Genomic DNA, 23,149 nt, shown 5'->3' on the forward strand with positions numbered 1-23,149 from the left:
CCCCTCCCTTGCCCGCACCGCCCCACCCCTCGCCCTCGGAGGCAGCCCCGCATGACCGACACCATCCGCCTCGTCCTCGTCGACGACCAGGCCCTCTTCCGCGCGGGAATCCGTATGCTGCTCGGCTCGCAACCCGACCTCGAGGTCGTCGGCGAGGCCTCGGACGGAGCGGAGGGGGCGGAGCTGGTCGCGAGGTTGACTCCCGATGTGGTGCTGATGGACATCCGCATGCCCGGCGTCGACGGCATCGAGTCGACCCGGCGGATCCTCGCGCAGGCCCAGGAGCGCCGGGTCGAGCCGCCGCGCATCCTGGTGTTGACCACGTTCGACCTCGACGAGGCCGCCGCTCGCGCAATCCGCGCGGGCGCCAGCGGCTTCCTGCTCAAGGACACGGAGCCCGGCTTCCTGCTCGCCTCCGTCCGCACCGTGCACGCGGGGACTGCGGTGGTCGCCGCCTCCGCGACTCGCGAACTCTTCGAGCACTTCGGAGCGGCGGGCAGCGGTCGCGAGACGCCGACCGCATTCACGACGCTCACCGATCGTGAGCGTGAGATCTTCCACCTCGCCGCTCGGGGGATGAGCAACACCGAGATCGCCCGCGCGGAGTTCCTGAGCGAGGCGACGGTGAAGACCCATATCAGCCGCACCCTCGGCAAGCTCGGCCTGCGAGACCGCGTGCAACTGGTGGTCTACGCCTACGAGAACGGCCTCGTCGCCTGAGTGCGACCGCCGGGTGACGGACTGCGGGCGCGGTGCTAGCCTGGCCGGGTGCGCTTCGGACAGCTCCTTCTTCTCCGCCGCGACGAGATCTGATCCTCAGGCCATCCTCGTCGCGGAGTCCGTCGTCGGCTGAACCATCCCTCGCCCGCGAGGTCGATCCGCATCCGGATCCCCGGGGTAGCGAGAATAAACACGTGCGCGAATCCGCGCCGGGAGAGCACCTCATGCTGAACAACCAGAAGCCGTCGCCCATGCCGATCGGCAAGTACCGTCCCTTCCACGAGTTGATCGCGGTGGACCTGCCCGACCGCACCTGGCCGGGCAAGCGCATCACCGCCGCGCCGCGCTGGTGCGCCGTGGATCTGCGCGACGGTAATCAGGCGCTGATCGACCCGATGAGCCCCGAGCGCAAGCGCATCATGTTCGATCTGCTGGTCCGGATGGGCTACAAGGAGATCGAGGTCGGGTTCCCGAGCGCGAGCCAGACCGACTTCGACTTCGTGCGCAGCCTCATCGAGGAGGGCGCGATCCCCGAGGACGTCACCATCCAGGTGCTGACCCAGGCGCGCGACCACCTGATCGAGCGCACCTACGAGTCGATTCGCGGCGCGCGCCAGGCGATCGTGCACCTCTACAACTCCACAAGTGTGCTGCAGCGCGACGTCGTGTTCCGCAAGGACCGTCAGGGGATCATCGACATCGCCCTGGCCGGGGCTCGCACGTGCCGCGAAATGGAGTCCTCCGTCCCCGGCACGACCGTCTACTACGAGTACTCGCCCGAGAGCTACACCGGCACGGAGCTCGACTTCGCCCGCGAGATCTGCGACCGCGTCGTGGCGGTCTTCGAGCCCACTCCCGAGCGCAAGGTCATTCTGAACCTGCCGGCGACGGTCGAGATGGCCACCCCGAACGTCTACGCCGATTCGATCGAGTGGATGAGCCGGAACCTCGCCCAGCGCGAGAACATTGTCCTGTCGCTGCACCCCCACAACGACCGCGGCACGGCCGTGGCCGCCGCCGAGCTCGGCTACCTGGCGGGCGCCGACCGGATCGAGGGCTGCCTGTTCGGCAACGGCGAGCGCACCGGCAACGTCGACCTGGTCGCGCTGGGCGTGAACCTGTTCACCCAGGGCATCGACCCGCAGATCGACTTCAGCGACATGGACGGCATCAAGCGCACCGCTGAGTACTGCAACCAACTGTCGGTGCCGGAGCGCAGCCCCTGGGCGGGCGACCTGGTCTTCACCGCCTTCAGCGGCTCGCACCAGGACGCCATCAAGAAGGGCTTCGAGGCGATGCAGTCCGAAGCCGAGCGCACCGGCCGCAGTGTCGATGAGCTCACCTGGGCCGTGCCTTACCTGCCGGTCGACCCGAAAGACCTGGGCCGCTCCTACGAGGCGGTCATCCGCGTCAACTCGCAGTCCGGCAAGGGCGGAGTCGCGTACCTGCTCAAGACCGACCACGCGCTCGATCTGCCGCGTCGGTTGCAGATCGAGTTCTCGGGCGTCGTCCAGGCCAAGACCGACGCCGAGGGCGGCGAGGTCACGAGCGAGCAGATCTGGTCGGTGTTCCAGGACGAGTACCTGCCGGCGCCGGCCGAGCGCGCCGACGAGAAGTGGGGCCGCTTCGAGCTGCTGCGCACGAACACCTCGAGTGATCTGGGCGGCAGCATCGCGCTGGACGCGGTCCTCCGCGTCGGCGAGGAGCGCGTCTCGGCCAGCTCCCGCGGCAACGGCCCGATCAACGCCTTCGAGGCCGTGCTGGCGCAGCAGGGCGTGGAGGTGCGGGTCCTCGACTACGTCGAGCACGCTCTCAGCGCCGGGGGCGACGCGCTGGCCGCCTCCTACGTCGAGTGCACGGTGAACGGCCGCACCCTCTGGGGCGTGGGCGTGGACGCGGACATCTCGACGGCGTCGCTCAGAGCCATCGTCTCGGCCGTCAACCGCGCGTTGCGTGAGGAGGTCCCCGTCCTCGAGCTGGCCGGCGTCTCGGCCTGAGCGGGTGGCCTGGCGCCGGGGGTCGGCGCGGTCAGGTGCGGCGGCGCCAGCGGAGCCGCGGCACCCCGCTGAGTCCGCGCTGCTCCGGCAGGCTCCAGCCGTAGCGGACCGCGAGCAGGCGGATGAGCGTGGTCACGCCCACGGCGAGCGGCGCGGCGAAGTCGATCGTCACGTCGAACCGCAGCGCGAGGACCAGCACGCCCGTCCCCACCGAGGCGGCGACCGCGTAGAGCGAGCCGACGTGCATCAGCGCGATCGGTCGGTTCAGCAGAATGTCGCGCACGACTGAGCCGCCGACCGCTGAGACCGTTCCGACGAAGACGGCCGGCACCTCCGGCACGCCCAGCGAGAGGGCCTTGGTGGTGCCGATCGCACCGAAGAGCCCGAGGGTCAACGCGTCGAGGGCGGTGATCGTGCCGTCAACCCGGTTCAGCAGGTGCTGCAGCAGCATCCCGAGCAGGGAGGCGGTGACCGCGACGATCAGGTAGGCATTGCTGTGCAGCGCCACGAGCGGCGTCTGCAGCAGCACATCGCGGAGGACGCCGCCGCCCAAGCCGGTCGCCGTACCGATGATGGTGACGCCGAGCAGGTCGATCCGGCGGTCACGGAACTCGCCCGCGAACATCGCGCCCTGGAGGCAGCCGATGGCGATCGCGAGCAGATCGGCCCAGGCTGGAATCTGGAACAGGGAGGCTGCCACCTGGACATCGTTCCACGACCGGGGGGCTGCGCTCCCGCCGCGCCGCCCAGCGGACCTCAGGCCGGCTGTCGGGGGTCGGGGGGATAATCGGGGGATGCCCACTTATCGTGACGAAGCCGTGGTGCTCCGCACACACAAGCTGGGCGAGGCCGACCGCATCGTGACCCTGCTCTCGCGCAGCCACGGCAAGATCCGCGCGGTCGCGAAGGGCGTGCGGAAGACCGGCTCCAAGTTCGGCTCGCGGCTCGAGCCGTTCATGGTGGCCGACCTCCAGCTCTACGAGGGACGAAGTCTCGACATCGTCACGCAGGCCGAGTCGCTCGGCGCCTACGGTGCGCTGATCGCTGCCGACTACGACAGCTACACCGCGGCGAGCGCGATGGTCGAGACCGCCGACCGCCTCACCGACGCGGACGCGTCCCTGCAGCAGTACCTCTTGCTCGTCGGCGCCCTGCGCTCGCTCTCCAAGCGCGAGCACGAGCCGGTACTCACGCTCGACTCCTACCTCCTGCGGGCGCTCTCGATCGCCGGCTGGGCGCCGAGCTTCGAGGACTGTGCGCGCTGCGGCGCCCCCGGGCCTCACGGCGCGGTCGTGGTGCAGCTCGGAGGCGTCGTCTGCGCCGACTGCACGCCGCCCGGAGCGCCGCGGGTCGCCCCGGAGGTCGTGGTCCTGTTGGGCGCGCTGCTCACGGGAGACTGGGCCCACGCCGAGACCACCGAGCCGACCACACGATCGCGAGCGAGCGGAGTCGTCGCCGCTTACACCCAGTTCCACCTCGAACGCGGTCTGAGATCTTTGGAGCACGTCACCCGATGAAGCCCTTCACCCATAAGGACGCCGAGCCCTACCGCCCGCTGGACTGGACCGGGATCCAACCGCCCGAGATTTCGCGCAAGGCCGTCCCCGCACACGTTGCGATCGTGATGGACGGCAACGGCCGGTGGGCCAACTCGCGCGGCCTGACCCGGATCGAGGGGCACAAGCGCGGCGAGATGGCGCTGCTGGACGTGGTGGCCGGTGCGATTCAGATCGGCGTGAAACACCTCAGTGTCTACGCGTTCTCGACCGAGAACTGGAAGCGCTCGCCCGAGGAGGTGCGCTTTTTGATGGGCTTCAACCGCGACGTGCTGCATCGGCGCCGCGACCAGCTCAACGAGTGGGGCGTGCGCGTCCGCTGGGCCGGCCGGAAGCCGCGCCTGTGGGCGTCGGTGATCACCGAGCTGCAGTTCGCCGAGCGGATGACGGCAGGGAACGACGTGCTCAGCCTGACCCTGTGCGTCAACTACGGCGGACGCACCGAGATCGCCGACGCGGTGCAGCGGCTCGCCGCCGACGTCCAGGCGGGGAAGCTGAAGCCCTCCGGCATCACCGAGAAGACGATCGCCCGCGCGCTCTATGTGCCTGAGATGCCGGACGTCGACCTGTTCGTGCGCTCCTCCGGCGAGCAGCGCACCAGCAACTTCCTGCTCTGGCAGAGCGCCTACGCCGAGATGGTGTTCCTCGACCGGCTCTGGCCCGACTTCAGCCGGACGGACCTGTGGGAGGCGATCGAGTACTACTCCGGCCGCTCCCGGCGCTTCGGCGGCGCGATCGACCTGCCGGGAGCGGCCTCGTGATCCGGGTGGCGCTCGTCGGGTACGGGCTCGCGGGCAGCGTCTTCCACGGGCCCTTCCTTGCCGCCGATCCCTCGTTCGAGGTCGTTGCCGTCGCGACGCGTGCTGCCGGGCGCTCGAGGCGGGCGTTGCCGTCGTGATCGACAAACCCTTCGCGCCGAGCACGGCCGACGCGGATGCGATCATCGCCGCATCGGAGGCGAGCGGAGCCGCTGTGTTCGTGTTCCAGAACCGGCGCTGGGACGCCGATCTGCTCACGCTCCGCCGCCTGCTCGACGAAGGGGCGCTGGGGGAGGTCCTCCGCTTCGAGTCGACGTTCGAGCGCTGGAGCGCGCGGAAGACCGGGCGTTGGCAGAGCGAGATCGGCGTGGCCGAGGGCGGCGGGATCCTCTTCGACCTCGGCAGTCACCTGGTCGACCAGGCGCTGCTGCTCTTCGGACCGGCCACCGTGACAGCGGCCGAAACGCGCGTGGCGCACGAGGGCTCGGCGAGCGAGGACGACGCATTCGTCTCGCTCCTGCACGGCAGCGGCGTGCGCTCGCACCTCGCAATGAGCCGCGTCGCTCGGGCGACCGGTCCGCGCTTCCGGGTGCTCGGAACGCGCGGCGCGTTCAGCGTCGACGGCCTCGATCCGCAGGAGAACGCACTCCGCACCGGTGGCGCGCGCCCGGACGACCTGGGCTTTGGCGAGGTCGCACCGGAGAGCTGGGGCGTCCTGGTCGACGACTCCGGTTCCCGTCGCGTGCCGAGTGAACGCGGACGCTACTCCGCCTTGTGGGAGCAGGTCGCCCGCTCCCTGCGAGAGGGAGCCGCGCCGCCGGTCGATGTCCTCGAGGCGCGGGAGGTGGTCGCCGTCATCGAGCGGGCACACGCGCTCGCCGCCCGCTGAGGGCACGACACCGACGCGCCCGGCACCGTCCTCGTCTTGGCGATCCGGCTCCGGAGCGTCATCCTCGAGGGGTGAGCACCGCACTACCCGACCACGCCGACCTGCGCGCGCGCTTCGCCGGTGCCCGCGGCTACCACAACGCCTGCACGCTCGGCTTGCCGCCCCGCGAGAGCGTCGACGCGCTGCGCGCCGACCTCGACGGCTGGTCGAACGGCGAGAGCACGGCCGCCGGCTACGGAGCGGTCGCCGAGCGCGTCCGGGCCTCGTTCGCCGCGATCGTCGGCGTGCCGGTCGACCACGTCGCGATCGGCTCGCAGACCTCCGCGATGGCTGCCGTGCTCGCCGCCTCGCTGCCCGACGGGGCGCGGGTGCTGTGCGTCGACGGCGACTTCTCCTCGATCGTCTTCCCCTTCCTCGCGCAGGCGTACCGCGGCATTCTCGTGCGCTGCGTGCCACTGGAGGCGCTGGCCGAGGCGGTCGAGGACGCGGATGACCTCGTGGTCTTCTCTGCCGTGCAGTCCAGCAGCGGTGCCCTCGCCGATCTCGACGCCGTGATCGAGGCGGCCGCTCGCCACGGAGTGCGCACGGCCTGCGACCTCACGCAGGCGGCCGGCGTCCTGCCGGTCGACGCTTCCCGTTTCGACGCGACGCTCACTCACGCCTACAAGTGGCTGTGCTCACCGCGCGGAGTCGCTTTCCTCACCGTCTCACCCGCCTACGCGGCCGAGCTCATGCCCGTTCAGGCCGGCTGGTACTCCGGCGAGGACGTCTGGTCCTCCTGCTACGGACCGGCCATGCATCTGGCCGAGAATGCCCGCCGCTTCGACGTCTCGCCCGCCTGGCAGGCGTTCGCCGGGGCGGAGGCGTCGCTCGCGCTCTTCCGCTCGCTCGACCTCGACGCGGTGTGGACGCACGCGTCCGGCCTCGGCGATGAGCTCTGCGAGCGGCTCGACCGGGAGCCGCAGCACCGCGCGATCGTCTCGTGGCCGGACGCGGGAGGCGCGGATCTGGAGCGGCTGCAGGCCGCGGGCTTGCGCGTCTCAGGGCGCGGTGGCCGCCTCCGCATCGCCTTTCACCTCTGGAACGACGAGTCGGACGTCGATGAACTCGTGCGGGTGTTGACGGGCCCGACCGCGTGACCGGTCAGCGCGCAGGCTCCTCGACGGTGATGTCGGCCACTGTCGCCGCGTAGGCGGCCACCAGGGCGTCCGCGTCGACGAAGGCGCTGCGCCCGTCGGTGCCCGCGCCCATCGCGACACGACGGCCCAAGAGGCGCTCATCGGCGTAGACCGGCCAGGCAGTCGTGGAGCCGATGGGCGTGATGGTGCCGCGCCGGTAGCCGGTCGCCTCGAGGGCGGCGGTCTCGTCGGGGAGGCGCAGCTTGTTCACTCCGACGACCGCGCGCAGTTTCGGCCAGGCGATCTGACGCCCGCCCGGGACGAGTGCGAACAGATAGCCGCCGTCGTGGCGCTTCACCACCAGCGACTTCACGATGTCACCGGGCTCGATGCCGAGCAGCTCGGCCGCCTCGTGCAGGCTCCCGGCGACCGGCCGCTCCACGACCTCGACGGTCAGGCCGCGTGCCGCCGCGTCTGCCTCCAGCCGCCGCGAACCGTCCTCCACAGGCCTGCTCTCGCTCATTTCTGCACCTCTCTGCTGGTCACTCCGCCTTCCCCAACACAGGATCTGGGAGAATCGATACCGATGTCCTCCACTCTTCTGGCCGCCCCGCCCGCGCGCACCGCGCCGGCGCTCCGGATCGGCCCCCTCGACCTCGATGCGCCCGTGGTGCTCGCCCCGATGGCGGGTATCACCAACACGGCGTTCCGCCGCCTCTGCCGCGAGTTCGGAGACGGCCCCGGTGCTGGCGGGACGAGCAGTGCTGGCGTGACGAGCAGTGCCGGCGGGATGCTGTTCGTCAGCGAGATGATCACCTCGCGCGCTCTCGTGGAGCGCACACCGGAATCGATGCGCCTCATCCGGCACCATCCCAGCGAGTCGGTGCGTTCGATCCAGCTCTACGGAGTCGACCCGCGCACGGTCGCCGAAGCCGTGACCATGCTCGTCGCGGAGGACCGGGCCGACCACATCGACCTCAACTTCGGCTGCCCCGTTCCCAAGGTCACCCGGAAGGGCGGGGGAGCGGCGCTGCCGTGGAAGCTGCCGCTGTTCCGCCAGATCGTCGAGGGCGCAGTGAAGGCCGCGGGTGATATCCCGCTCACCATCAAGATGCGCAAGGGCATCGACGCCGATCACCTCACCTACCTCGACGCCGCGCGGGCGGCCGAGGGCGCCGGAGTCGCGTCGATCGCGCTGCACGCGCGCACCGCCTCCGAGTTCTACAGCGGACACGCCGACTGGTCAGCCGTCGCCGCGCTCAAGGAGGCGATCACGAGCGTTCCGGTGCTCGGCAACGGCGACATCTGGTCCGCCGAGGACGCCCTGCGGATGATGGCGGAGACGGGGTGCGACGGCGTGGTCGTCGGTCGCGGCTGCCTCGGACGGCCCTGGCTCTTCGGCGATCTCGCCGCCGCCTTCGCCGGCTCCGACGAACGCTTCCGCCCCTCACTCGGGCAGGTCGCCGCGGCGTTCCGCCGCCACGCAGAACTGCTCGTCGACTTCTTCGACAGCGAGGAGCGCGGCTGCCGCGACATCCGCAAGCACGTGGCCTGGTACTTCAAGGGCTACGCCGTCGGCGGCGACCTGCGGGCACGCCTGGCCACCGTCGAATCGCTCGCCCAGCTCGACGATCTCCTGGCCACGCTGGACTGGGCGCAGCCCTACCCCGGCGAGGCGGCCGAGGGCCAGCGCGGACGCGCGGGCTCGCCCAAAGTCCCCTCGCTGCCGGACCGCTGGCTCGACTCCCGCGAACTCGACGCCGGACAGCGCGACGCGGTCTCGGCCGCCGAGATCCACCACAGCGGTGGATGACCGCGCGCTCTGGGGGTACTCGCTCGTCGACACCGAGCGTTTCCTGCCGGAGGACCACTCGACCCGCCGCTCCGACTTCGCCCGCGACCGCGCCCGGCTCTTCCACTCCAGCGCTCTGCGGCGCCTGGCCGCCAAGACCCAGGTGCTCAGCCCCACGGCCGGTGTCGACTTCGCACGCAACCGGCTGACGCACTCGCTCGAAGTCGCGCAGATCGGCCGCGAACTCGCCACGAGCCTCGACCTCGACCCCGACGTAGTCGACACGGCCTGCCTCGCGCACGACATCGGGCATCCGCCGTTCGGGCACAACGGCGAGCGCGCTCTCAACGGCTGGGCGGAGGGGATCGGCGGCTTCGAGGGCAATGCGCAGACCTTCCGACTGCTCACCCGCCTCGAACCCAAGGTGTTCGGCGACGACGCGCGCCCCTACGGACTGAACCTCACCCGAGCCAGCCTCGACGCAAGCTGCAAGTACCCCTGGCCGGACACACGCTCCGTCGCCGATCCGTCCGGCCGCGCCAAGTTCGGCTTCTACGCCGACGATGAACCCGCCTTCGCGTGGATGCGCCAGGGCGCCCCCGAGGGAGTGCGCTGCATCGAAGCCGAAGTGATGGACCTTTCGGACGACATCGCCTACTCCGTGCACGACTTCGAGGACGCGGTGTTCTCCGGCTTCATCGACGTCGAAGCGCTCGGCTCTCGCGCGGACCACGAGGATCTGGTGCAGTCGATGCACTCCTGGGTCGGCGGCGAAGTCGGCCACGACGAACTCGTCGCCGCCTTTGACCGGCTCGACTCGCTCGACGTGTGGGTGTCCTCCTGGGACGGCTCCCGCCGCGACCAGGCCCGGCTCAAGAACCTCACCAGCCAGCTTATCGGCCGCTTTGCCGCCGCCGCCACCGAAGCGACCCGCGAGGCCCACCAGCACCCCGACCTCGTCCGCTTCGGCGGTCACGTCGTCGTCCCCCGCGAGCAGCAGGCCGAGATCGCCGTGCTCAAGGGGATCGTCGCGACCTTCGTGATGTCCAGAAACACCCGCCAGCCGATCTACGCCCAGCAGCGCGAAGTCCTCACTCACCTGGCCGACACCCTCCTCGACCGCGGCCCCGGCACCCTCGAACCCGGCTTTGCAGAGGACTGGCACGAGGCACGCGACGACGACGCCCGCCGCCGCGTGATCGTCGACCAGGTCGCCAACCTCACCGACCAGAGCGCACTCGCGTGGTTCGAGAGGCTGTGTTGACGTCCACGCCGGTCCCTGCCCGGCGTCGCGCTGGGCCGGGGCGAGCGGGTGGCCAGCGCCGCGCGGGTGAGAGAGGACAGCTCGGAGAGCAGCGGCACGGGATCCTCGGAGAGGCCGGGCGAGTGAATCTCCTGGGCACGCTCGCGGGGAAGCGTGGGCCTTGAGACTCGACGCGTAGCCGAAGCGCTCGTCGGGCCGGTGCTCGACGCGGCGGCCGGAGCCGGTGTCGACGGCGCTCACGCCGATCCGCGCGTCGGACTCGCTTTCCAGGGCGGCCACTTCTCCACACCCCGGCTCGGCGACCACCGCGGCCGATACGATAAACCCCATGCCTCGGATCCGACAGTCAGATGTCGAAGAGGTCAAGGCGCGGGTGAACATCGGCGACGTGATCGGCGAGTACGTCACGCTGAAGTCGGCCGGAGTCGGCTCCCTCAAGGGCCTCTGTCCCTTCCACGACGAGCGCAGCCCGAGCTTTCATGTGCGCCCGCAGGCCGGTTTCTACCACTGCTTCGGCTGCCAGGAGTCGGGTGACGTCTACAGCTTCATCATGAAGATGGACCACAGCTCGTTCAGTGAGACCGTTGAGCGTCTGGCCGGACGGATCGGCTTCCCGCTGCAGTACGAGGAGGGCGACGGCCGCGCTCCCGAGACCGGTGGTCGCGCGCGCCTGCTGGCCGCCAACGACGCGGCCGAGGAGTACTTCCGCGAGCAGCTCGCGACCCCCGGCGCCGATGTAGGGCGTCGCTTCCTCGGCGAGCGTGGCTTCGACCGCGCTGCGGCCGACCGGTTCGGAGTCGGCTTCGCGCCCGACGGTTGGGACGGGCTCAGCACCGCGCTCAAGCGCCGCGGTTTCTCGGAGGAGGAACTCAGCACGGCCGGTCTGGTCAGCAGCAACAACCGCGGCGGCGTCTACGACCGCTTCCGTGGCCGCCTCGTCTGGCCGATCCGCGACGTCACGGGGCAGACCGTCGGCTTCGGAGCCCGCCGCCTCCTCGAGGAGGACAAGGGCCCCAAGTACCTCAACACTCCCGAGACCCCCGTCTACCACAAGTCGCAGGTGCTCTACGGCCTCGACCTCGCCAAGCGCGATATCTCGCGCGGGCACCGTGTGGTGGTCGTCGAGGGGTACACGGATGTCATGGCCTGCCATCTCGCGGGCGTCACCACCGCGGTCGCGACCTGCGGCACCTCCTTCGGCGTGGATCACATCAAGGTGCTGCGCCGGGTGCTGGGAGACGACAGCGGAGTCGGCGAGGTCGTCTTCACCTTCGACCCCGATGCAGCCGGCCAGAAGGCAGCGATGCGCGCGTTCCAGGAGGAGCACCGCTTCGCCGCGCAGACCTTCGTCGCGGTCGCGCCGGAGGGCCTGGATCCGTGCGACCTCCGCCTGAACCGCGGAGACGACGCCGTGCGCCGGCTGATCGACGACAAGAAGCCGATGGTCGAGTTCGTGATCCGGCAGCTGCTCGACCGCTACGACCTCGAGACCGTCGAGGGCCGGATCGCGGCGCTGAGGGCGGCGGCTCCCGTCGTCGCCGACATCCGCGACCCGGCGCTACGGCCCGGCTACTCCCGCGAGCTCGCCCGCATGCTGGGGCTGGACATGGCGGAGGTGAACGCTGCCGTGCGCTCCGCGGGATCGAGGCCCCGCTCCTCCGCCCCTAGAACCGGACCTGCAGACGAGAGCCGAGACGGTGGTGGCGCTGACGCCCCGATGGGAACAACCATCGCCGACCTTCCGACCGACGTGGTCACCAGGCTGGAGCGTGAGGCGCTCATGGCGATGCTTCAACTTCCAGAGTCGATCGGTCTCGAGCTCCTCACCCGGGCAGCCCACGCCGCCGTGACGAATGAGACCCTTCGCGTGGTGCGCGACGCCATCGTCCTGAATCTCGAACGCGCGACGAGCCGCGAGTGGATCGACCACATAGCAAACGACGTTCCCACTCCTTTCGCGTCGTTCGTTCGACAATTGGCGGTCGCTCCTCTGCCTGCTTCGGACGAGGTCCGGCTCGTTCGCTGGGCGAAGGGAGTCGCGATCGCAGTGATCGAACGAGACATGCTCCGAGAAATTGCAGACCTGAGGGGCGCGCTGCAACGCGCTTCAGACCCCGTGGTCCGACGGACGATTCAGGTGCGTCTCGCAGGTCTCGAGAACGATAGGCGCGCGCTTAACCCCGAGTAATCTCGAGCGCGAGAAGCGGGCGCATCGGACAGAATGAGCGTGTTGCGGTCGTGTGAAGAAATCGGCCGCGCGCCCGTCCCGGTTCGGGGAGCGCTCCCAACTGTGTTACCACTGAGGAACAGCAATGCGGGCGTCCAGTGTCGTGACGCCACTGCCACAGGTGATCTGTGTGCCGAGAGTCCGCGCGCCACCTGCGCGCCCGCATCCCATCCCTTGACAGGAAGAGGCAGACGGAGATGATTTCCGCATCCACCCGCGGTACCCGCGCACTCGCTGCGACGGCAGGCTTCGCCGCGGTCGCGCTCGTGCTGGCGGGCTGCTCCGCCGGCGGGAACGACTCGTCCGGCGGCAGCGCCGGAGGGGCCCTGACCATCGGCACCACCGACAAGCTCACGGCTCTGGACCCCGCGGGCTCCTACGACAACGGCTCTTTCGCCGTGATGAACCAGGTGTTCCCGTTCCTGATGAACACCCCCTACGGCAGCCCGGACGTCGAACCCGACATCGCGGAGTCGGCGGAGTTCACCTCGCCCACCGAGTACACCGTGACCCTGAAGGACGGACTGAAGTGGGCCAACGGCCACGACCTCACCTCCTCCGACGTCAAGTTCTCGTTCGACCGCCAGGTCGGCATCGCCGCCGAGAACGGTCCGTCCTCGCTCCTCGCGAACCTCGACAGCGTCGCGGCGCCGGACGACACGACCGTGGTCTTCACGCTCAAGTCCGACAACGACCAGACCTTCCCGCAAATCCTCTCGAGCCCCGCCGGCCCGATCGTGGACGAGGAGGTCTTCTCGGCCGACGAGCTGACCCCCGACGCCGACATCGTCTCGGGCGATGCCTTCGCCGGCCAGTACACGATCGCCAACTACGACGTGAACAACCTCGTCCAGTACAAGGCGTACCCGGGATACCAGGGCGTCCTGGGCGCGGCGAAGACCGACACCGTCAACGTCAAGTACTACGCCGACTCCTCCAACCTCAAGCTGGACATCCAGGAGGGGAACATCGACGTCGCGTTCCGCAGCCTCTCGGCGACCGACATCGACGACCTGCGCGGCAACGACACGGTGAAGGTCGTGGACGGACCCGGCGGCGAGATCCGCTACATCGTCTTCAACTTCGACACGCAGCCCTTCGGCGCGACCACCGGAGAGGCCGACAGCACGAAGGCTCTCGCCGTGCGCCAGGCTGTCGCCGACCTGATCGACCGCGACGAGATCGCCGACCAGGTCTACAAGGGCACCTACACCCCGCTCTACTCCTACGTCCCGGCCGGTCTGACCGGCGCGGTCGAGCCGCTGAAGTCGCTCTACGGCGACGGCAACGGCGCGCCCGATGCGGGCAAGGCGAAGGCGACCCTCGAGGCCGCCGGTGTCACCACTCCGGTCACCCTGAACCTGCAGTATTCGAACGACCACTACGGCCCGTCCTCGGGCGACGAGTACGCGCTGATCAAGGACCAGTTGGAGTCGACCGGTCTCTTCACGGTCAACCTGCAGACCACGGAGTGGGTGCAGTACTCGAAGGACCGCTCAAGCGACGTCTACCCGGCGTACCAGCTCGGCTGGTTCCCGGACTACTCCGACGCCGACAACTACCTCTCGCCGTTCTTCATCAAGGAGAACTTCCTCGCGAACCACTACGACGACGCTGAGGTGCAGAGCCTGATCGCCCAGCAGGTCTCGACCACCGACGCCGGCGCGCGCACCGCGCTGATCGAGCAGATCCAGGAGAAGGTCGCGGCGCAGCTCTCGACCGTCCCCTACCTGCAGGGCTCGCAGGTCGCGGTCGTCGGCAGCACGGTGAGCGGAGCCGAGGACACCCTCGACGCCTCGTTCAAGTTCCGCTACGCGGCACTCAGCAAGGGCTGATCACCTCCCTCGCGGCCGGCGCCTCCCCGAGAGGAGGCGCCGGCCGTTCTCCTCGAAAGGCATCACGTGACGACTGCCACGACGGCTGCGGCGACGGCGCCCACCCGGCGACCGCGCGGCTCCGGGGGCGGACTCGGGCGCTACCTGCTCGTCCGCTTCCTGCTCATCATCCCCACCGTCTTCATCCTCGTGACGCTGGTGTTCCTGCTCATGCGCTCCACGGGCGACCCGATCACGGCGGCGCTCGGCGGCCGCCTGACCGCGGACCAGCTCGCGGAGCGCGTGGCCGCCGCCGGCTACGACCGGCCGCTGATCGTGCAGTACTTCGAGTACCTCGGCAAGCTGTTGACGGGCGATTTCGGCACCACCCTGAGCGATAACCGCCCGGTGACCGAGGTGCTGCTCACCTACGGTGCCGCGACCGTCGAACTCGCCTTCTACGGGCTGATCGTGGCATTCCTCGTCGGCATCCCACTCGGCATGCTCGCCGCCTACCACCGCGACCGCACGCCCGACGCGGTGCTGCGGATCTTCGCGATCCTCTGCTACGCGACTCCGGTGTTCTTCGCGGGCCTGCTGCTCAAGCTGGTGTTCTCGGTGTGGTTGAAGTGGTTCCCTGTCGCCGGACGCGCCTCGACGAGTACCGAGCTCTCGCTCCAGTTCCTCGAAACCAAGACCGGTATCTACCTCATCGACGCGATCCAGACCGGCGATCCGGCGGCGATCGCGGATGTGCTCTCGCACGCGGTGCTCCCGGCCGTCGCGCTGGGTCTGCTTACCGCGGGCATCTTCCTGCGCCTGGTGCGTACCAATGTGATCGGCACCCTCGGCACCGACTACGTCGACGCGGCGCGCTCGCGCGGAGTGAGCGAGTTCCGCCTGGTCCGCACGCACGCGTACCGACCGGCGCTCATCCCGATCATCACCGTGATCGGCCTACAGATCGCCCTGCTGCTCGGCGGCGCCGTCCTCACCGAGACCACCTTCGAGTGGAAGGGGCTCGGCTTTCAGCTGGCCGAGTACCTCCAGGCCCGCGACTTCGTGGCCGTGCAGGGCATCGTCGCCCTGCTCGCCGTGATCGTGGCGCTGACCAACTTCATCGTCGACGTCATCGCGGCGCTCATCGACCCGCGAGTGAGGTACTGAGCATGAGCACCACCGCATCGGCGCACCCGCGCCGCCGCCTCGTCGACCGCTTGCCGGTCGTCCGCCAACTCCGTCAAAGCGTCGGTCTCCAGCGGGGGATGCTCGTCACCGGCCTCATCATCACCGGCGTGTTCCTGCTGGTCGCACTCTTCGCTCCGCTGATCGCCCCCTACGGCTACTCGCAGCTGCGCTCGGGCGACGAGTCGTTCGGTGCGCAGGAGCCGCCGAGCGGCGGGCACCTGCTCGGCACGACCGTCGGCGGCTACGACGTGCTTTCGCGGGTGATCTGGGGTGCACAGACCGCCTTCCTCGTGATCGTCGTCGCCGTCGTCCTGTCGATCTTCCTCGGCGTGTTCCTCGGCCTCGTCTCCGGCTACCTCGGCGGCTGGCTCGACCGGGTGCTCGTCGTGATCTGCGACGCGATCTACGCGTTCCCGACCCTGCTCCTGGCGATCGTGATATCGATCGTCATCTCGGGCGGCCAATCGAACCTCTGGGCAGGCATCGTCGCCGCGGCGATCTCGATCACGGTGGTCTACATCCCGCAGTACTTCCGCGTCATCCGGGCCGAAACGGTGCGGATCAAGGGCGACGCGTTCGTGGAGTCGGCAAAGGTCATCGGAGCATCGACGCCGCGGATCATGTTCCGCCACGTCCTGCGCAACGCCACGCGCACGCTGCCGCTGATCTTCACGCTCAACTCCTCCGAGGCGATTCTGACCCTCGCCGGCCTGGGCTTTCTCGGCTTCGGCATCGAGCCGACGTCGGCCGCCGAGTGGGGGTACGACCTCAACAAGGCGCTGTCCGATGTCACGAGCGGCATCTGGTGGACCTCGGTGTTCCCGGGCCTGGCGATCGTGCTCGTGGTGCTGGGCATCACCCTCGTGGGCGAGAGCCTGAACGATCTCGCCGACCCGCGCCTGCGTGGTCGGCGCGCAGTGGCGGCCGGTGCCGGCGACCTCGCCGCAACGTCCGTCGTGCCGGGCGGCGTGCTCGCCGCCGACGGTCTGGAGACGCCGGGGCACGACCCCGTCGCCGGAGTGGAGAGGACGCGATGAGCGACCAGCGCACTGTCCGGGACGCCGCCGCGCGTCCGATCGTGGACATTACTGATCTCGAGGTCGCCTTCGCGAGCGACCGCGGAGCCGTTCGCGCCGTCGCCGGGGTCAGCCTCCGCGTCGAGCGCGGTGAGGTGCTGGCGATCGTCGGCGAGTCCGGCAGCGGCAAGACCGTGACGGCGAAGACCATCCTGGGCCTGCTGCCCGAAACGGCGACCGCCTCCGGCGTGGTGCTGCTCTCGAAGAAGGACGGCAGTGCGGCGACCGACGTCGTCTCGGTGCCGAAGGCGCGCCTCCGGGAGCTGCGCGGCACCGACGTCGCGATGGTGTTCCAGGAGCCGGGCACGGCCCTCAACCCCGTCTTCACCGTGGGCTGGCAGATCGCCGAGGGGCTGCGCGCCCACGGCTCCGTCTCGAAGAAGCAGGCGCGGCAGCGCGCGATCGAGGTGCTGCGCACCGTCGGCATCCCGGAGCCGGAGAAGCGGGTCGACTACTACCCGCACCAGTTCTCGGGCGGGCAGAAGCAGCGCGTCGTGATCGCGATGGCACTCGTGCTCGACCCCGGACTGATCGTGGCGGACGAGCCGACCACCGCGCTCGACGTGACCGTGCAGGCGGAGATCCTCGATCTGCTCCGCCGGTGCCGCGACGAGTTCGGCACCTCGATCGTGCTGATCACCCACAACATGGGCGTCGTCGCGGATCTCGCTGACCGTGTCGCCGTGATGTACCAGGGCGAGCTGGTCGAGGAGGCGAGCGTCGCCGAGCTGTTCTCGGCGCCGAAGGCCGAGTACACCCGGACGCTTCTCGCCGCCGTCCCGCACGTGGGCCAGGGCGTCGAACGCGCCCGCGTCCGCGCCCTGGAACGCGCCGAGGCACCCGAGGCCGAGACGCTCGTCGCCGCCGAGGGCCTGCGGATCCAGTACCCCGGCCGGCTCGGCCGCCCCGGCTTCGTCGCGGTGGACGGCGTCTCATTCCGCATCCGCGCGGGCGAGGTGCTCGGCCTGGTCGGCGAGAGCGGCTCGGGCAAGACCACCATCGGGCGCGCCATCGCCGGCCTGACCCCGGTCACCGGCGGCTCGCTGACGGTCCTCGGCAAGGAGATGCGCGGCATCCGCGAGCGCGCCTTCCGTCCGGTCCGCGGTGACATCGGCTTCGTGTTCCAGGATCCGGCGTCGAGCTTCAATCCGCTGCTCACCATCGCCGAGTGCGTGGCCGAGCCCCTGATCGTGCATGGCCGTGCCGGGGACGCCGCCGTGGCCCGCTCGCGCGTCGACGAGCTGCTCGAAGCGGTGCAGCTGCCACGCTCCTACGGCGATCGTTACCCGCACGAGCTCTCCGGCGGCCAACGTCAGCGCGCCAGCCTCGCCCGGGCCCTCGCGCTCGAGCCGAAGCTGCTGATCGCCGACGAGCCGACCTCGGCGCTGGACGTGTCGGTGCAGGCCCGCGTGCTCGAACTCTTCGCCGAGCTTCAGCGGGAGTTCGGCTTCGCCTCGCTCTTCATCAGCCACGACCTCGCCGTGGTCGACCTGCTCGCCGACCGCATCGCGGTGCTCTACCGCGGCGAGCTGGTCGAGGAGGGGACCGGAGCCGAGGTGCTCGCCGCGCCGAAACACCCCTACACGCAGCGCCTGCTCGCCTCCCTGCCCGTGCCCGATCCGGTCGAGCAGGCATCGCGGCGCGAGCTGCTGCGCAGCATCACCGAGGCGGAGCGCCGCGCGTGAGCAGCACCGCCGAAGATCCGGCCCCGATCGTCATCGACGACCTCAGCGTCGAGTACCCGCCACGCGGCATCAGCCGCCGGTGGACGGCCCTGCGGGGGGTGAGCCTCCGGGTGGAGCCGGGGGAGGTGCTCGGGATCCTCGGCGGCAGCGGCTCCGGCAAGTCCACGCTCGCCCGCGTGCTCGGCGGCGACGGCCTGGGACACGACGGCGCCCGCACGCGCCCCGTGATCATCGGAGGGGACGCGACGGTCGCGGGCCACCGACTCCGCTCGCTCCCCACGCGCGAAGTCAAGCGCTTCACCGTCGACGTGGCGCACCTCGCACAGGACGCCGGCGCGACTCTGCGACCCGAGCTGACCGTCTCGGAGCTGATCGCCGAGCCGATCTTCCTCCGCGACCGCCACTACGATCCCCAGGCGGCGGCCGTCCGGGTGGCGACCCTGCTCGACTCCGTGCACCTCCCGCTGTTCCTGCTGGATCGCTACCCGTACGAGCTCTCCAGCGGCCAGCGCCAGCGGGTGGCCGTCGCGCGCTCGCTGGTGCTCGGGCCGAAGGTCCTGATCGCCGACGAGCCGACCTCGGGCATCGACGCGACGGTGCGGGAGTCGATCGTCGACCTGCTCGCCGACCTGCGGAGCCAGGAGGGCTTCGCGGCCGTCGTGGTCAGCCATGACATCGACGTGCTGAGTCGCGCGACCGATCGGATCGCCGTCCTGGTCAGCGGTGAGGTGGTCGCCTACGGGCCGCTGCTGGACGTGCTGGTGGAGGCGCGCCACCCCTACGTCCGCGAGCTCGGAGCGGCATTCGCCGAGTACGAGCGCTTCGATGCCTCCCGGGCTCAGCGCGTCGAGGCGGCTGAGCAGTGAGCGGCCCGCGCGTCGCGGTGCTCCCGCGCCCCAAGCCCGTGTTCACCGAGGCCGTCGAGTCGGGTGGGGGAGTGGTCGTCGAGATTGACGAGAGCCCGGAGGGGCTGCTCTGGCTCTCCTACGGCCGGACGGATGAGTTGGCGGCCGTGCTCGAGGAGCACCCGTCGATTCGCTGGGTGCAGCTGCCGTGGGCCGGAGTCGACGTCTTCGCGCCGGTGCTCGCCTCAGCACGCGACGACCTGGTCTGGACCAGCGCGAAGGGTGCCTACGCCGAGCCCGTCGCCGAGCACGCGCTCGCGCTGATGCTGGCCCTGCTGCGTTCGCTGCCCGAGCGGGCGCGCGCCGACTCCTGGGGGCCGAAGAAGGCGGTCACGCTGCACCGCGCTTGCGTCGTGATCGTCGGAGCGGGCGGGATCGCGCGCGAGTTGCTGCGGCTGCTGAGCGTCTTCGGCTGCCGGGTGACGATCGTTCGCCGCGGCGATGAGCCCGTCGAGGGCGCCGCCCGTACGTTGCCGTCGTCGCGGCTGGCCGAGGCGGCGGCGGAGGCCGACGTGCTGGTCCTGGCCGCCGCCGCGACGACGGGGACCGAGCGGATGGTCGACGCCGACCTGCTCGCGCACCTGCCCGTGCATGCCGTGCTGGTCACCGTGGCGCGGGGGAGCCTCGTCGACACCGACGCGCTCGTCGCGGCCCTCGCCGAGGGCCGTCTCGCCGGTGCGGCGCTCGATGTGACCGACCCCGAGCCGCTGCCGGACGGGCATCCGCTCTGGAGCGAGCCCCGCTGCCTGATCACGCCGCACAGCGCCGACACCCCCGAGATCACCGCGCCGCTCCTGGCCGAGCGGGTGCGCGCCAACGTCGCTGCCCTCGCCGTCGGGGCGCCGCTGGTGGGCCGGGTCGATCCGGTCGCGGGCTACTGAGGCGGGGTCGATTTTGCGTTCGCGGAGAGTTTGCTAAAGTAGTAGCGCGCTGATCACCTCCGGGTGATCGGATGATCCTCGATAGCTCAATTGGCAGAGCAATCGGCTGTTAACCGGTAGGTTCTTGGTTCGAGTCCAAGTCGGGGAGCGAAGGGCCCCTAGATTCCGCGGAATCTAGGGGTTTTCGTGTGCCTGCAGGTCCTGCACGTCGCCAAACATCCAGTTCCGCGGCCACCATCGTGGCCACTCTGGCCAGCAACGGTGCTGAGGTCGGCGGTGGCCACCGGTCACTACGGCCAGCCCCGGCAGGACACTGAACACGATTCGTGCTGAGCTGCTCCAGGTCTCCCCGCGAACGCTCGAGGACTGGCGCCTCGCCGAGTCAGTACGGAGGCTGTCAGGTTCCGGCGCCACCGAAGCTGCCGCGCTCGAGAACCTGCACGCACAAGCTCAAGCGCTGCGGAACGGAGACGTCGCTGACATCACGGAAGCGTCGACGGTGACGGAGGCGGCTCGAGTCTGGCTCGCCGAGGTGCGCAGCACGGAGCAGACCACGATGTCGACGGTGGAGACGTCCGAGAACACCGTGAGGACCCTCGTCATACCGACGTGCCCCATCGCTCGACGCGAAGGGCATCGGCTCGACCGCGAGCGTTCTCGACACGCTGAGCAGGACCACGAACGTCATCACCGTCTCCCACATCGAAGGGTCCGGGCCCGATTCGCGTCGACCGTCGGCGTGAGCCTCGCGAGCGGCACGAGCCTCGCGACGGTGAACCGGTGGTGACCGGCGGCCCGTCGCGGGTCCGCAGGCGTGATTGAGCCTGCCGCAGCGGCCCTGGCGTATCGCGGGATTCCCTGTCTGCCTAGGCAAACCCGAGCTGCTGCTCGGTCACCAGCAGCCCGGAAGCCTGCCCGGCGCAGTGAGCCGAGGCAGAGCATTCGCCTTGCCTATCGGATACACAAACATCGAAGATCCCCGACGATCACGTCGTGGCTGAGTCAGAGGGGCCGAAGCTGTTCGGCATCTTCGGCGACGAGTCCATGACCTTGACCGATTCCCGGGAGAGCATCTTCAGCTCCGAAGTCCTAGCTCGCTCGATCTTTGCATCCGCCCGGCAGGCCTGTGCACGGTCGCAGCGGCGGCTGGTGACCGTCCCTATCGTCGACGTGGTGGATGCGATTCAGAGCCTGAATAGGTGGGAAGCCCGTGTCCATCGAGGGCCGCTTCCGGTGACGATGCTGCCTAGCGGCGGAATATTCGCGCTCGCCAGCCTGCGACGCGTCCTCGACAACGTCCAGCACTCCGGCGAGACCCTCGACGTCGTCCTCATTCGCTTCGACGAGTGGGAGGACGTTCCCTGCCCCACGGCAACGCTTCCGCTCATCGAAGACGTCGAGCTCGAGACTGCCGCCCGAGCCGCGCACATCGAGGGTACGAGCACCGGCGATGAGCGGCACCCGCGCGGCCACGCCTCCCATCCCGGCCGTTTCTCCACGAAACCGCAATCCGACACGGAAGGCTCCCTCGCAGAGCAGTCGCGGCCCGCCCTCGACCGGTCCTTCGTCGTTGGGGCGGGGGAGGAGGTGGAGCTCGCGGGAACGACGTTCCGGACCGAAACGACATATGCCGTCGGGGAGAGGGTCTTCTTGCTCATCGGCCCGCGCGAAAAGGCCTATCAGTTCGTGCCCCGGTCAGCCGACGGCACCCGCGGGACCCTGCGCTCGTTCCTCACCCGCACCGTGTTCTCGAAGAGTATCAACCCGGTGACTGTGACGAAGATCGGCGACGCGGTGGAAGTCAGTCGATGATGAGCACGAGCGTGACGCCGCCGCGTACATGACCGCCATGACCATCTTGGTGTCGCTTGAGAATTCGGATGCTGGCCTGCGCTAAGGCAGATTGCGGGTGCTGGCGGGATTCCCTACTTCTCCAGGCTTTGGGGCTGGCGAGCATGAGACGGCTGAATGTAGGGGGGCGAAGGTGGGTCAGCCCCTCGTCGGCAAAGCACAGGTGCTTGCGCGAAGCGTTGCCGTATCAGAACTCGAACACTGCGGCGATCTCATCGGACAACAGCACTGTGTAGGGGAGGTTGCTCAGTGCGTCAGGTGCAATGGAGATTCCACGAAGTTGCGCAGCCTTCGAGTAATCGTCCCACGGGAATGATCCAGGGTCGGGCTCGTCGCCTTGTATCAGAGTCAGCACCTCTGTGATGATGTCAGCTGACGTTCGTTTCCAGGAGAGCGGCTCCGTGTAGCCGTACTTGAAGGTGACCACGCCACGATCCATATCAAGACGGATCATCGACTCATCGGACAGGCGAAGATACTGAATCATCTTCATCGCCAACGTCGGTCTGGAGTTCCCCGGAGGAGGGTCATCGCGCTCGCAAACGATGACTAGCCCCATCACTGAGAGTTTGGAGAGGTCAAACGGTTGACGTTGAAAGGGTTCGGTATGTCCTCCTCCATCACCGAGCGGGACATGCCGAACCCTCTGCGTATCACCCGTCATGCGGGCGAGCACGATAGGTCGACCGCTGCACCATAGCTCGCACCGTAGGGGTGCCAGAAGTTCGACAGGCCCACATAGATCTCCGCTCGCCATGCAACTGGATTCGAGTTGGCGCAACCCTTGTGCGGGGTCGCCCAATGTCCGGTACCGGATCCCGGGGTGACTGCGACAGCTGTATCGGTTGCCTGAGTGATCCAGGAGCAACCAAAAGTGGTGCATCCAAGGGCTAGTCCGCCTTACCTTCCCAGCCGGACCCCCGCCAGTCGTTCAGCGGAGTCAGCACGGGTCCGGTTGCCTCGGGAGTGGCCTTGTTCACGTCGTCAGAGGCCTCGGCTGCCGGATCGAACCCGAACTGGGCCACGGCTGGTGCGGCGAGGACCAACGCGAACGCTGTCGCGAATACCAGGCCGAGTCTCTTCATTGATGTCATGACGTCTCCACGTCTCCCTTTCATCGTGCCTTGCCCCCGACCCTATGGCTCATCTGAATGCTCGTCTGTCCTTCGTTCGGGGGATAGGCAAGCGAGCTACCGCGTGGTGGCGGGGATCCACCTGTAGAGGCGTGGGGACGGAGTGGACCATACCCGCTTCGGTGGACTCGGGATTGCCGGGGTTCCCGAGCTGTATGAGACTACTTTCATGGGTTCAACCCGCAGGAGCTTTACCGGCTCTTCGCAGTTGAGGGTGTAGCCGTACGAGTGTGGGGTCGGCGCGTCGTGGCCGGGAGTGGGGTCGAGGTCTTCCGATGATGGAGGTTCCTACGCC

The 23,149-nt window shown here is 69.3% G+C and carries 21 protein-coding genes and 1 tRNA gene; 17 read left to right on the forward strand and 5 right to left on the reverse strand.

Going from position 1 to position 23,149, the window contains the following annotated elements:
- Positions 1 to 51 precede the first annotated feature (51 nt).
- Together C5D07_RS09715 and leuA are read left to right on the forward strand one after the other, a co-directional pair.
- On the forward strand, positions 52 to 720 hold the full coding sequence (locus tag C5D07_RS09715; protein WP_068253657.1) for a response regulator: 669 nt from the start codon (positions 52 to 54) through the stop codon (positions 718 to 720).
- 224 nt (positions 721 to 944) lie between these two features.
- On the forward strand, positions 945 to 2,717 hold the full coding sequence (gene leuA / locus C5D07_RS09720; RefSeq protein WP_104259269.1) for a 2-isopropylmalate synthase: 1,773 nt from the start codon (positions 945 to 947) through the stop codon (positions 2,715 to 2,717).
- Between the two features lie 31 nt (positions 2,718 to 2,748).
- On the opposite strand, the gene C5D07_RS09725 is transcribed toward leuA, so the two are convergent.
- The gene (locus C5D07_RS09725; protein WP_068253654.1) at positions 2,749 to 3,417 is read right to left on the reverse strand and encodes a trimeric intracellular cation channel family protein; all 669 of its coding nucleotides are present in this window, start codon (positions 3,415 to 3,417) and stop codon (positions 2,749 to 2,751) included.
- Positions 3,418 to 3,511: 94 nt separating this feature from the next.
- Here C5D07_RS09725 and recO point away from each other — a divergent pair, with 94 nt between their 5' ends.
- The 4 genes from recO to C5D07_RS09745 all read left to right on the forward strand — a co-directional run bounded on the left by recO (position 3,512) and on the right by C5D07_RS09745 (position 7,059).
- The gene (gene recO, locus C5D07_RS09730) at positions 3,512 to 4,234 is read left to right on the forward strand and encodes a DNA repair protein RecO (protein WP_068253651.1); all 723 of its coding nucleotides are present in this window, start codon (positions 3,512 to 3,514) and stop codon (positions 4,232 to 4,234) included.
- Positions 4,231 to 5,034 (forward strand): isoprenyl transferase, encoded by an 804-nt coding sequence (locus tag C5D07_RS09735; RefSeq protein ID WP_104259258.1) that lies wholly within the window; start codon positions 4,231 to 4,233, stop codon positions 5,032 to 5,034. Before recO ends, C5D07_RS09735 begins: the two co-directional genes overlap by 4 nt.
- Before the next feature lie 133 nt (positions 5,035 to 5,167).
- Positions 5,168 to 5,920 carry a Gfo/Idh/MocA family protein gene (locus C5D07_RS09740; protein WP_249028216.1) on the forward strand — a complete coding sequence of 251 codons (753 nt, stop codon included), beginning with the start codon at positions 5,168 to 5,170 and terminating at the stop codon, positions 5,918 to 5,920.
- Positions 5,921 to 5,991: 71 nt separating this feature from the next.
- Positions 5,992 to 7,059, forward strand: coding sequence for an aminotransferase class V-fold PLP-dependent enzyme (locus C5D07_RS09745; protein ID WP_104259259.1), 1,068 nt, complete (start codon positions 5,992 to 5,994; stop codon positions 7,057 to 7,059).
- A gap of 4 nt (positions 7,060 to 7,063) precedes the next feature.
- Here the strand turns inward: C5D07_RS09745 and C5D07_RS09750 are convergent, their stop codons facing one another.
- Positions 7,064 to 7,561: an aminoacyl-tRNA deacylase gene (locus tag C5D07_RS09750; RefSeq protein WP_068253644.1), complete on the reverse strand. Its 498-nt coding sequence runs from the start codon at positions 7,559 to 7,561 to the stop codon at positions 7,064 to 7,066.
- 63 nt (positions 7,562 to 7,624) lie between these two features.
- Here C5D07_RS09750 and dusB point away from each other — a divergent pair, with 63 nt between their 5' ends.
- The 10 genes from dusB to C5D07_RS09805 all read left to right on the forward strand — a co-directional run bounded on the left by dusB (position 7,625) and on the right by C5D07_RS09805 (position 20,018).
- On the forward strand, positions 7,625 to 8,851 hold the full coding sequence (gene dusB / locus C5D07_RS09755) for a tRNA dihydrouridine synthase DusB (protein WP_104259260.1): 1,227 nt from the start codon (positions 7,625 to 7,627) through the stop codon (positions 8,849 to 8,851).
- Positions 8,844 to 10,094, forward strand: a complete 1,251-nt coding sequence (locus C5D07_RS09760; RefSeq protein ID WP_104259261.1) for a deoxyguanosinetriphosphate triphosphohydrolase — start codon at positions 8,844 to 8,846, stop codon at positions 10,092 to 10,094. The genes dusB and C5D07_RS09760 overlap by 8 nt, the downstream gene beginning before the upstream one ends.
- A 328-nt stretch (positions 10,095 to 10,422) precedes the next feature.
- Positions 10,423 to 12,282, forward strand: coding sequence for a DNA primase (gene dnaG, locus C5D07_RS09770; protein ID WP_104259262.1), 1,860 nt, complete (start codon positions 10,423 to 10,425; stop codon positions 12,280 to 12,282).
- Between the two features lie 236 nt (positions 12,283 to 12,518).
- Positions 12,519 to 14,156, forward strand: coding sequence for an ABC transporter substrate-binding protein (locus tag C5D07_RS09775; protein ID WP_104259263.1), 1,638 nt, complete (start codon positions 12,519 to 12,521; stop codon positions 14,154 to 14,156).
- A 66-nt stretch (positions 14,157 to 14,222) separates the two neighbouring features.
- Complete coding sequence (locus tag C5D07_RS09780; protein ID WP_068253633.1) at positions 14,223 to 15,302, forward strand: ABC transporter permease; 1,080 nt, start codon at positions 14,223 to 14,225, stop codon at positions 15,300 to 15,302.
- 2 nt (positions 15,303 to 15,304) lie between these two features.
- Positions 15,305 to 16,360 (forward strand): ABC transporter permease, encoded by a 1,056-nt coding sequence (locus tag C5D07_RS09785; RefSeq protein WP_104259264.1) that lies wholly within the window; start codon positions 15,305 to 15,307, stop codon positions 16,358 to 16,360.
- Entirely contained in the window at positions 16,357 to 18,084 is a 1,728-nt protein-coding gene (locus tag C5D07_RS09790) for an ABC transporter ATP-binding protein (RefSeq protein WP_104259265.1), read from the forward strand. Before C5D07_RS09785 ends, C5D07_RS09790 begins: the two co-directional genes overlap by 4 nt.
- Entirely contained in the window at positions 18,081 to 18,950 is an 870-nt protein-coding gene (locus tag C5D07_RS09795; protein ID WP_068253624.1) for an ATP-binding cassette domain-containing protein, read from the forward strand. The genes C5D07_RS09790 and C5D07_RS09795 overlap by 4 nt, the downstream gene beginning before the upstream one ends.
- Complete coding sequence (locus C5D07_RS09800; RefSeq protein WP_249028217.1) at positions 18,947 to 19,870, forward strand: D-isomer specific 2-hydroxyacid dehydrogenase family protein; 924 nt, start codon at positions 18,947 to 18,949, stop codon at positions 19,868 to 19,870. Before C5D07_RS09795 ends, C5D07_RS09800 begins: the two co-directional genes overlap by 4 nt.
- 75 nt (positions 19,871 to 19,945) lie before the next feature.
- Positions 19,946 to 20,018, forward strand: a tRNA-Asn gene (locus C5D07_RS09805).
- A gap of 302 nt (positions 20,019 to 20,320) precedes the next feature.
- On the opposite strand, the gene C5D07_RS15785 is transcribed toward C5D07_RS09805, so the two are convergent.
- On the reverse strand, positions 20,321 to 20,488 hold the full coding sequence (locus C5D07_RS15785; protein ID WP_170063541.1) for a hypothetical protein: 168 nt from the start codon (positions 20,486 to 20,488) through the stop codon (positions 20,321 to 20,323).
- A gap of 375 nt (positions 20,489 to 20,863) precedes the next feature.
- Here C5D07_RS15785 and C5D07_RS09810 point away from each other — a divergent pair, with 375 nt between their 5' ends.
- Entirely contained in the window at positions 20,864 to 21,682 is an 819-nt protein-coding gene (locus C5D07_RS09810; protein WP_104259266.1) for a hypothetical protein, read from the forward strand.
- A gap of 226 nt (positions 21,683 to 21,908) precedes the next feature.
- Here C5D07_RS09810 and C5D07_RS15400 read toward each other — a convergent pair whose 3' ends face one another.
- Positions 21,909 to 22,385, reverse strand: a complete 477-nt coding sequence (locus C5D07_RS15400) for a hypothetical protein (protein ID WP_170063542.1) — start codon at positions 22,383 to 22,385, stop codon at positions 21,909 to 21,911.
- 226 nt (positions 22,386 to 22,611) lie between these two features.
- Positions 22,612 to 22,815 (reverse strand): hypothetical protein, encoded by a 204-nt coding sequence (locus C5D07_RS09820; protein ID WP_146076781.1) that lies wholly within the window; start codon positions 22,813 to 22,815, stop codon positions 22,612 to 22,614.
- Positions 22,816 to 23,149: the final 334 nt, after the last annotated feature.

Source organism: Rathayibacter tritici (assembly GCF_002932875.1).
GTDB classification, from domain to species: Bacteria; Actinomycetota; Actinomycetes; order Actinomycetales; family Microbacteriaceae; genus Rathayibacter; species Rathayibacter tritici.

What these genes read in the sequence shown, in the direction of transcription:
- C5D07_RS09750 (WP_068253644.1), bottom strand. Translation starts at nt 7,561, where the DNA reads ATGAGCGAGAGCAGGCCTGTGGAGGACGGTTCGCGGCGGCTGGAGGCA.
- recO (WP_068253651.1), top strand. Translation starts at nt 3,512, where the DNA reads ATGCCCACTTATCGTGACGAAGCCGTGGTGCTCCGCACACACAAGCTG.
- leuA (WP_104259269.1), top strand. Translation starts at nt 945, where the DNA reads ATGCTGAACAACCAGAAGCCGTCGCCCATGCCGATCGGCAAGTACCGT.
- C5D07_RS09735 (WP_104259258.1), top strand. Translation starts at nt 4,231, where the DNA reads ATGAAGCCCTTCACCCATAAGGACGCCGAGCCCTACCGCCCGCTGGAC.
- C5D07_RS09790 (WP_104259265.1), top strand. Translation starts at nt 16,357, where the DNA reads ATGAGCGACCAGCGCACTGTCCGGGACGCCGCCGCGCGTCCGATCGTG.
- C5D07_RS09775 (WP_104259263.1), top strand. Translation starts at nt 12,519, where the DNA reads ATGATTTCCGCATCCACCCGCGGTACCCGCGCACTCGCTGCGACGGCA.
- C5D07_RS15785 (WP_170063541.1), bottom strand. Translation starts at nt 20,488, where the DNA reads ATGGGGCACGTCGGTATGACGAGGGTCCTCACGGTGTTCTCGGACGTC.
- C5D07_RS09715 (WP_068253657.1), top strand. Translation starts at nt 52, where the DNA reads ATGACCGACACCATCCGCCTCGTCCTCGTCGACGACCAGGCCCTCTTC.
- dusB (WP_104259260.1), top strand. Translation starts at nt 7,625, where the DNA reads ATGTCCTCCACTCTTCTGGCCGCCCCGCCCGCGCGCACCGCGCCGGCG.
- C5D07_RS15400 (WP_170063542.1), bottom strand. Translation starts at nt 22,385, where the DNA reads ATGACGGGTGATACGCAGAGGGTTCGGCATGTCCCGCTCGGTGATGGA.
- C5D07_RS09785 (WP_104259264.1), top strand. Translation starts at nt 15,305, where the DNA reads ATGAGCACCACCGCATCGGCGCACCCGCGCCGCCGCCTCGTCGACCGC.
- C5D07_RS09820 (WP_146076781.1), bottom strand. Translation starts at nt 22,815, where the DNA reads ATGACATCAATGAAGAGACTCGGCCTGGTATTCGCGACAGCGTTCGCG.
- dnaG (WP_104259262.1), top strand. Translation starts at nt 10,423, where the DNA reads ATGCCTCGGATCCGACAGTCAGATGTCGAAGAGGTCAAGGCGCGGGTG.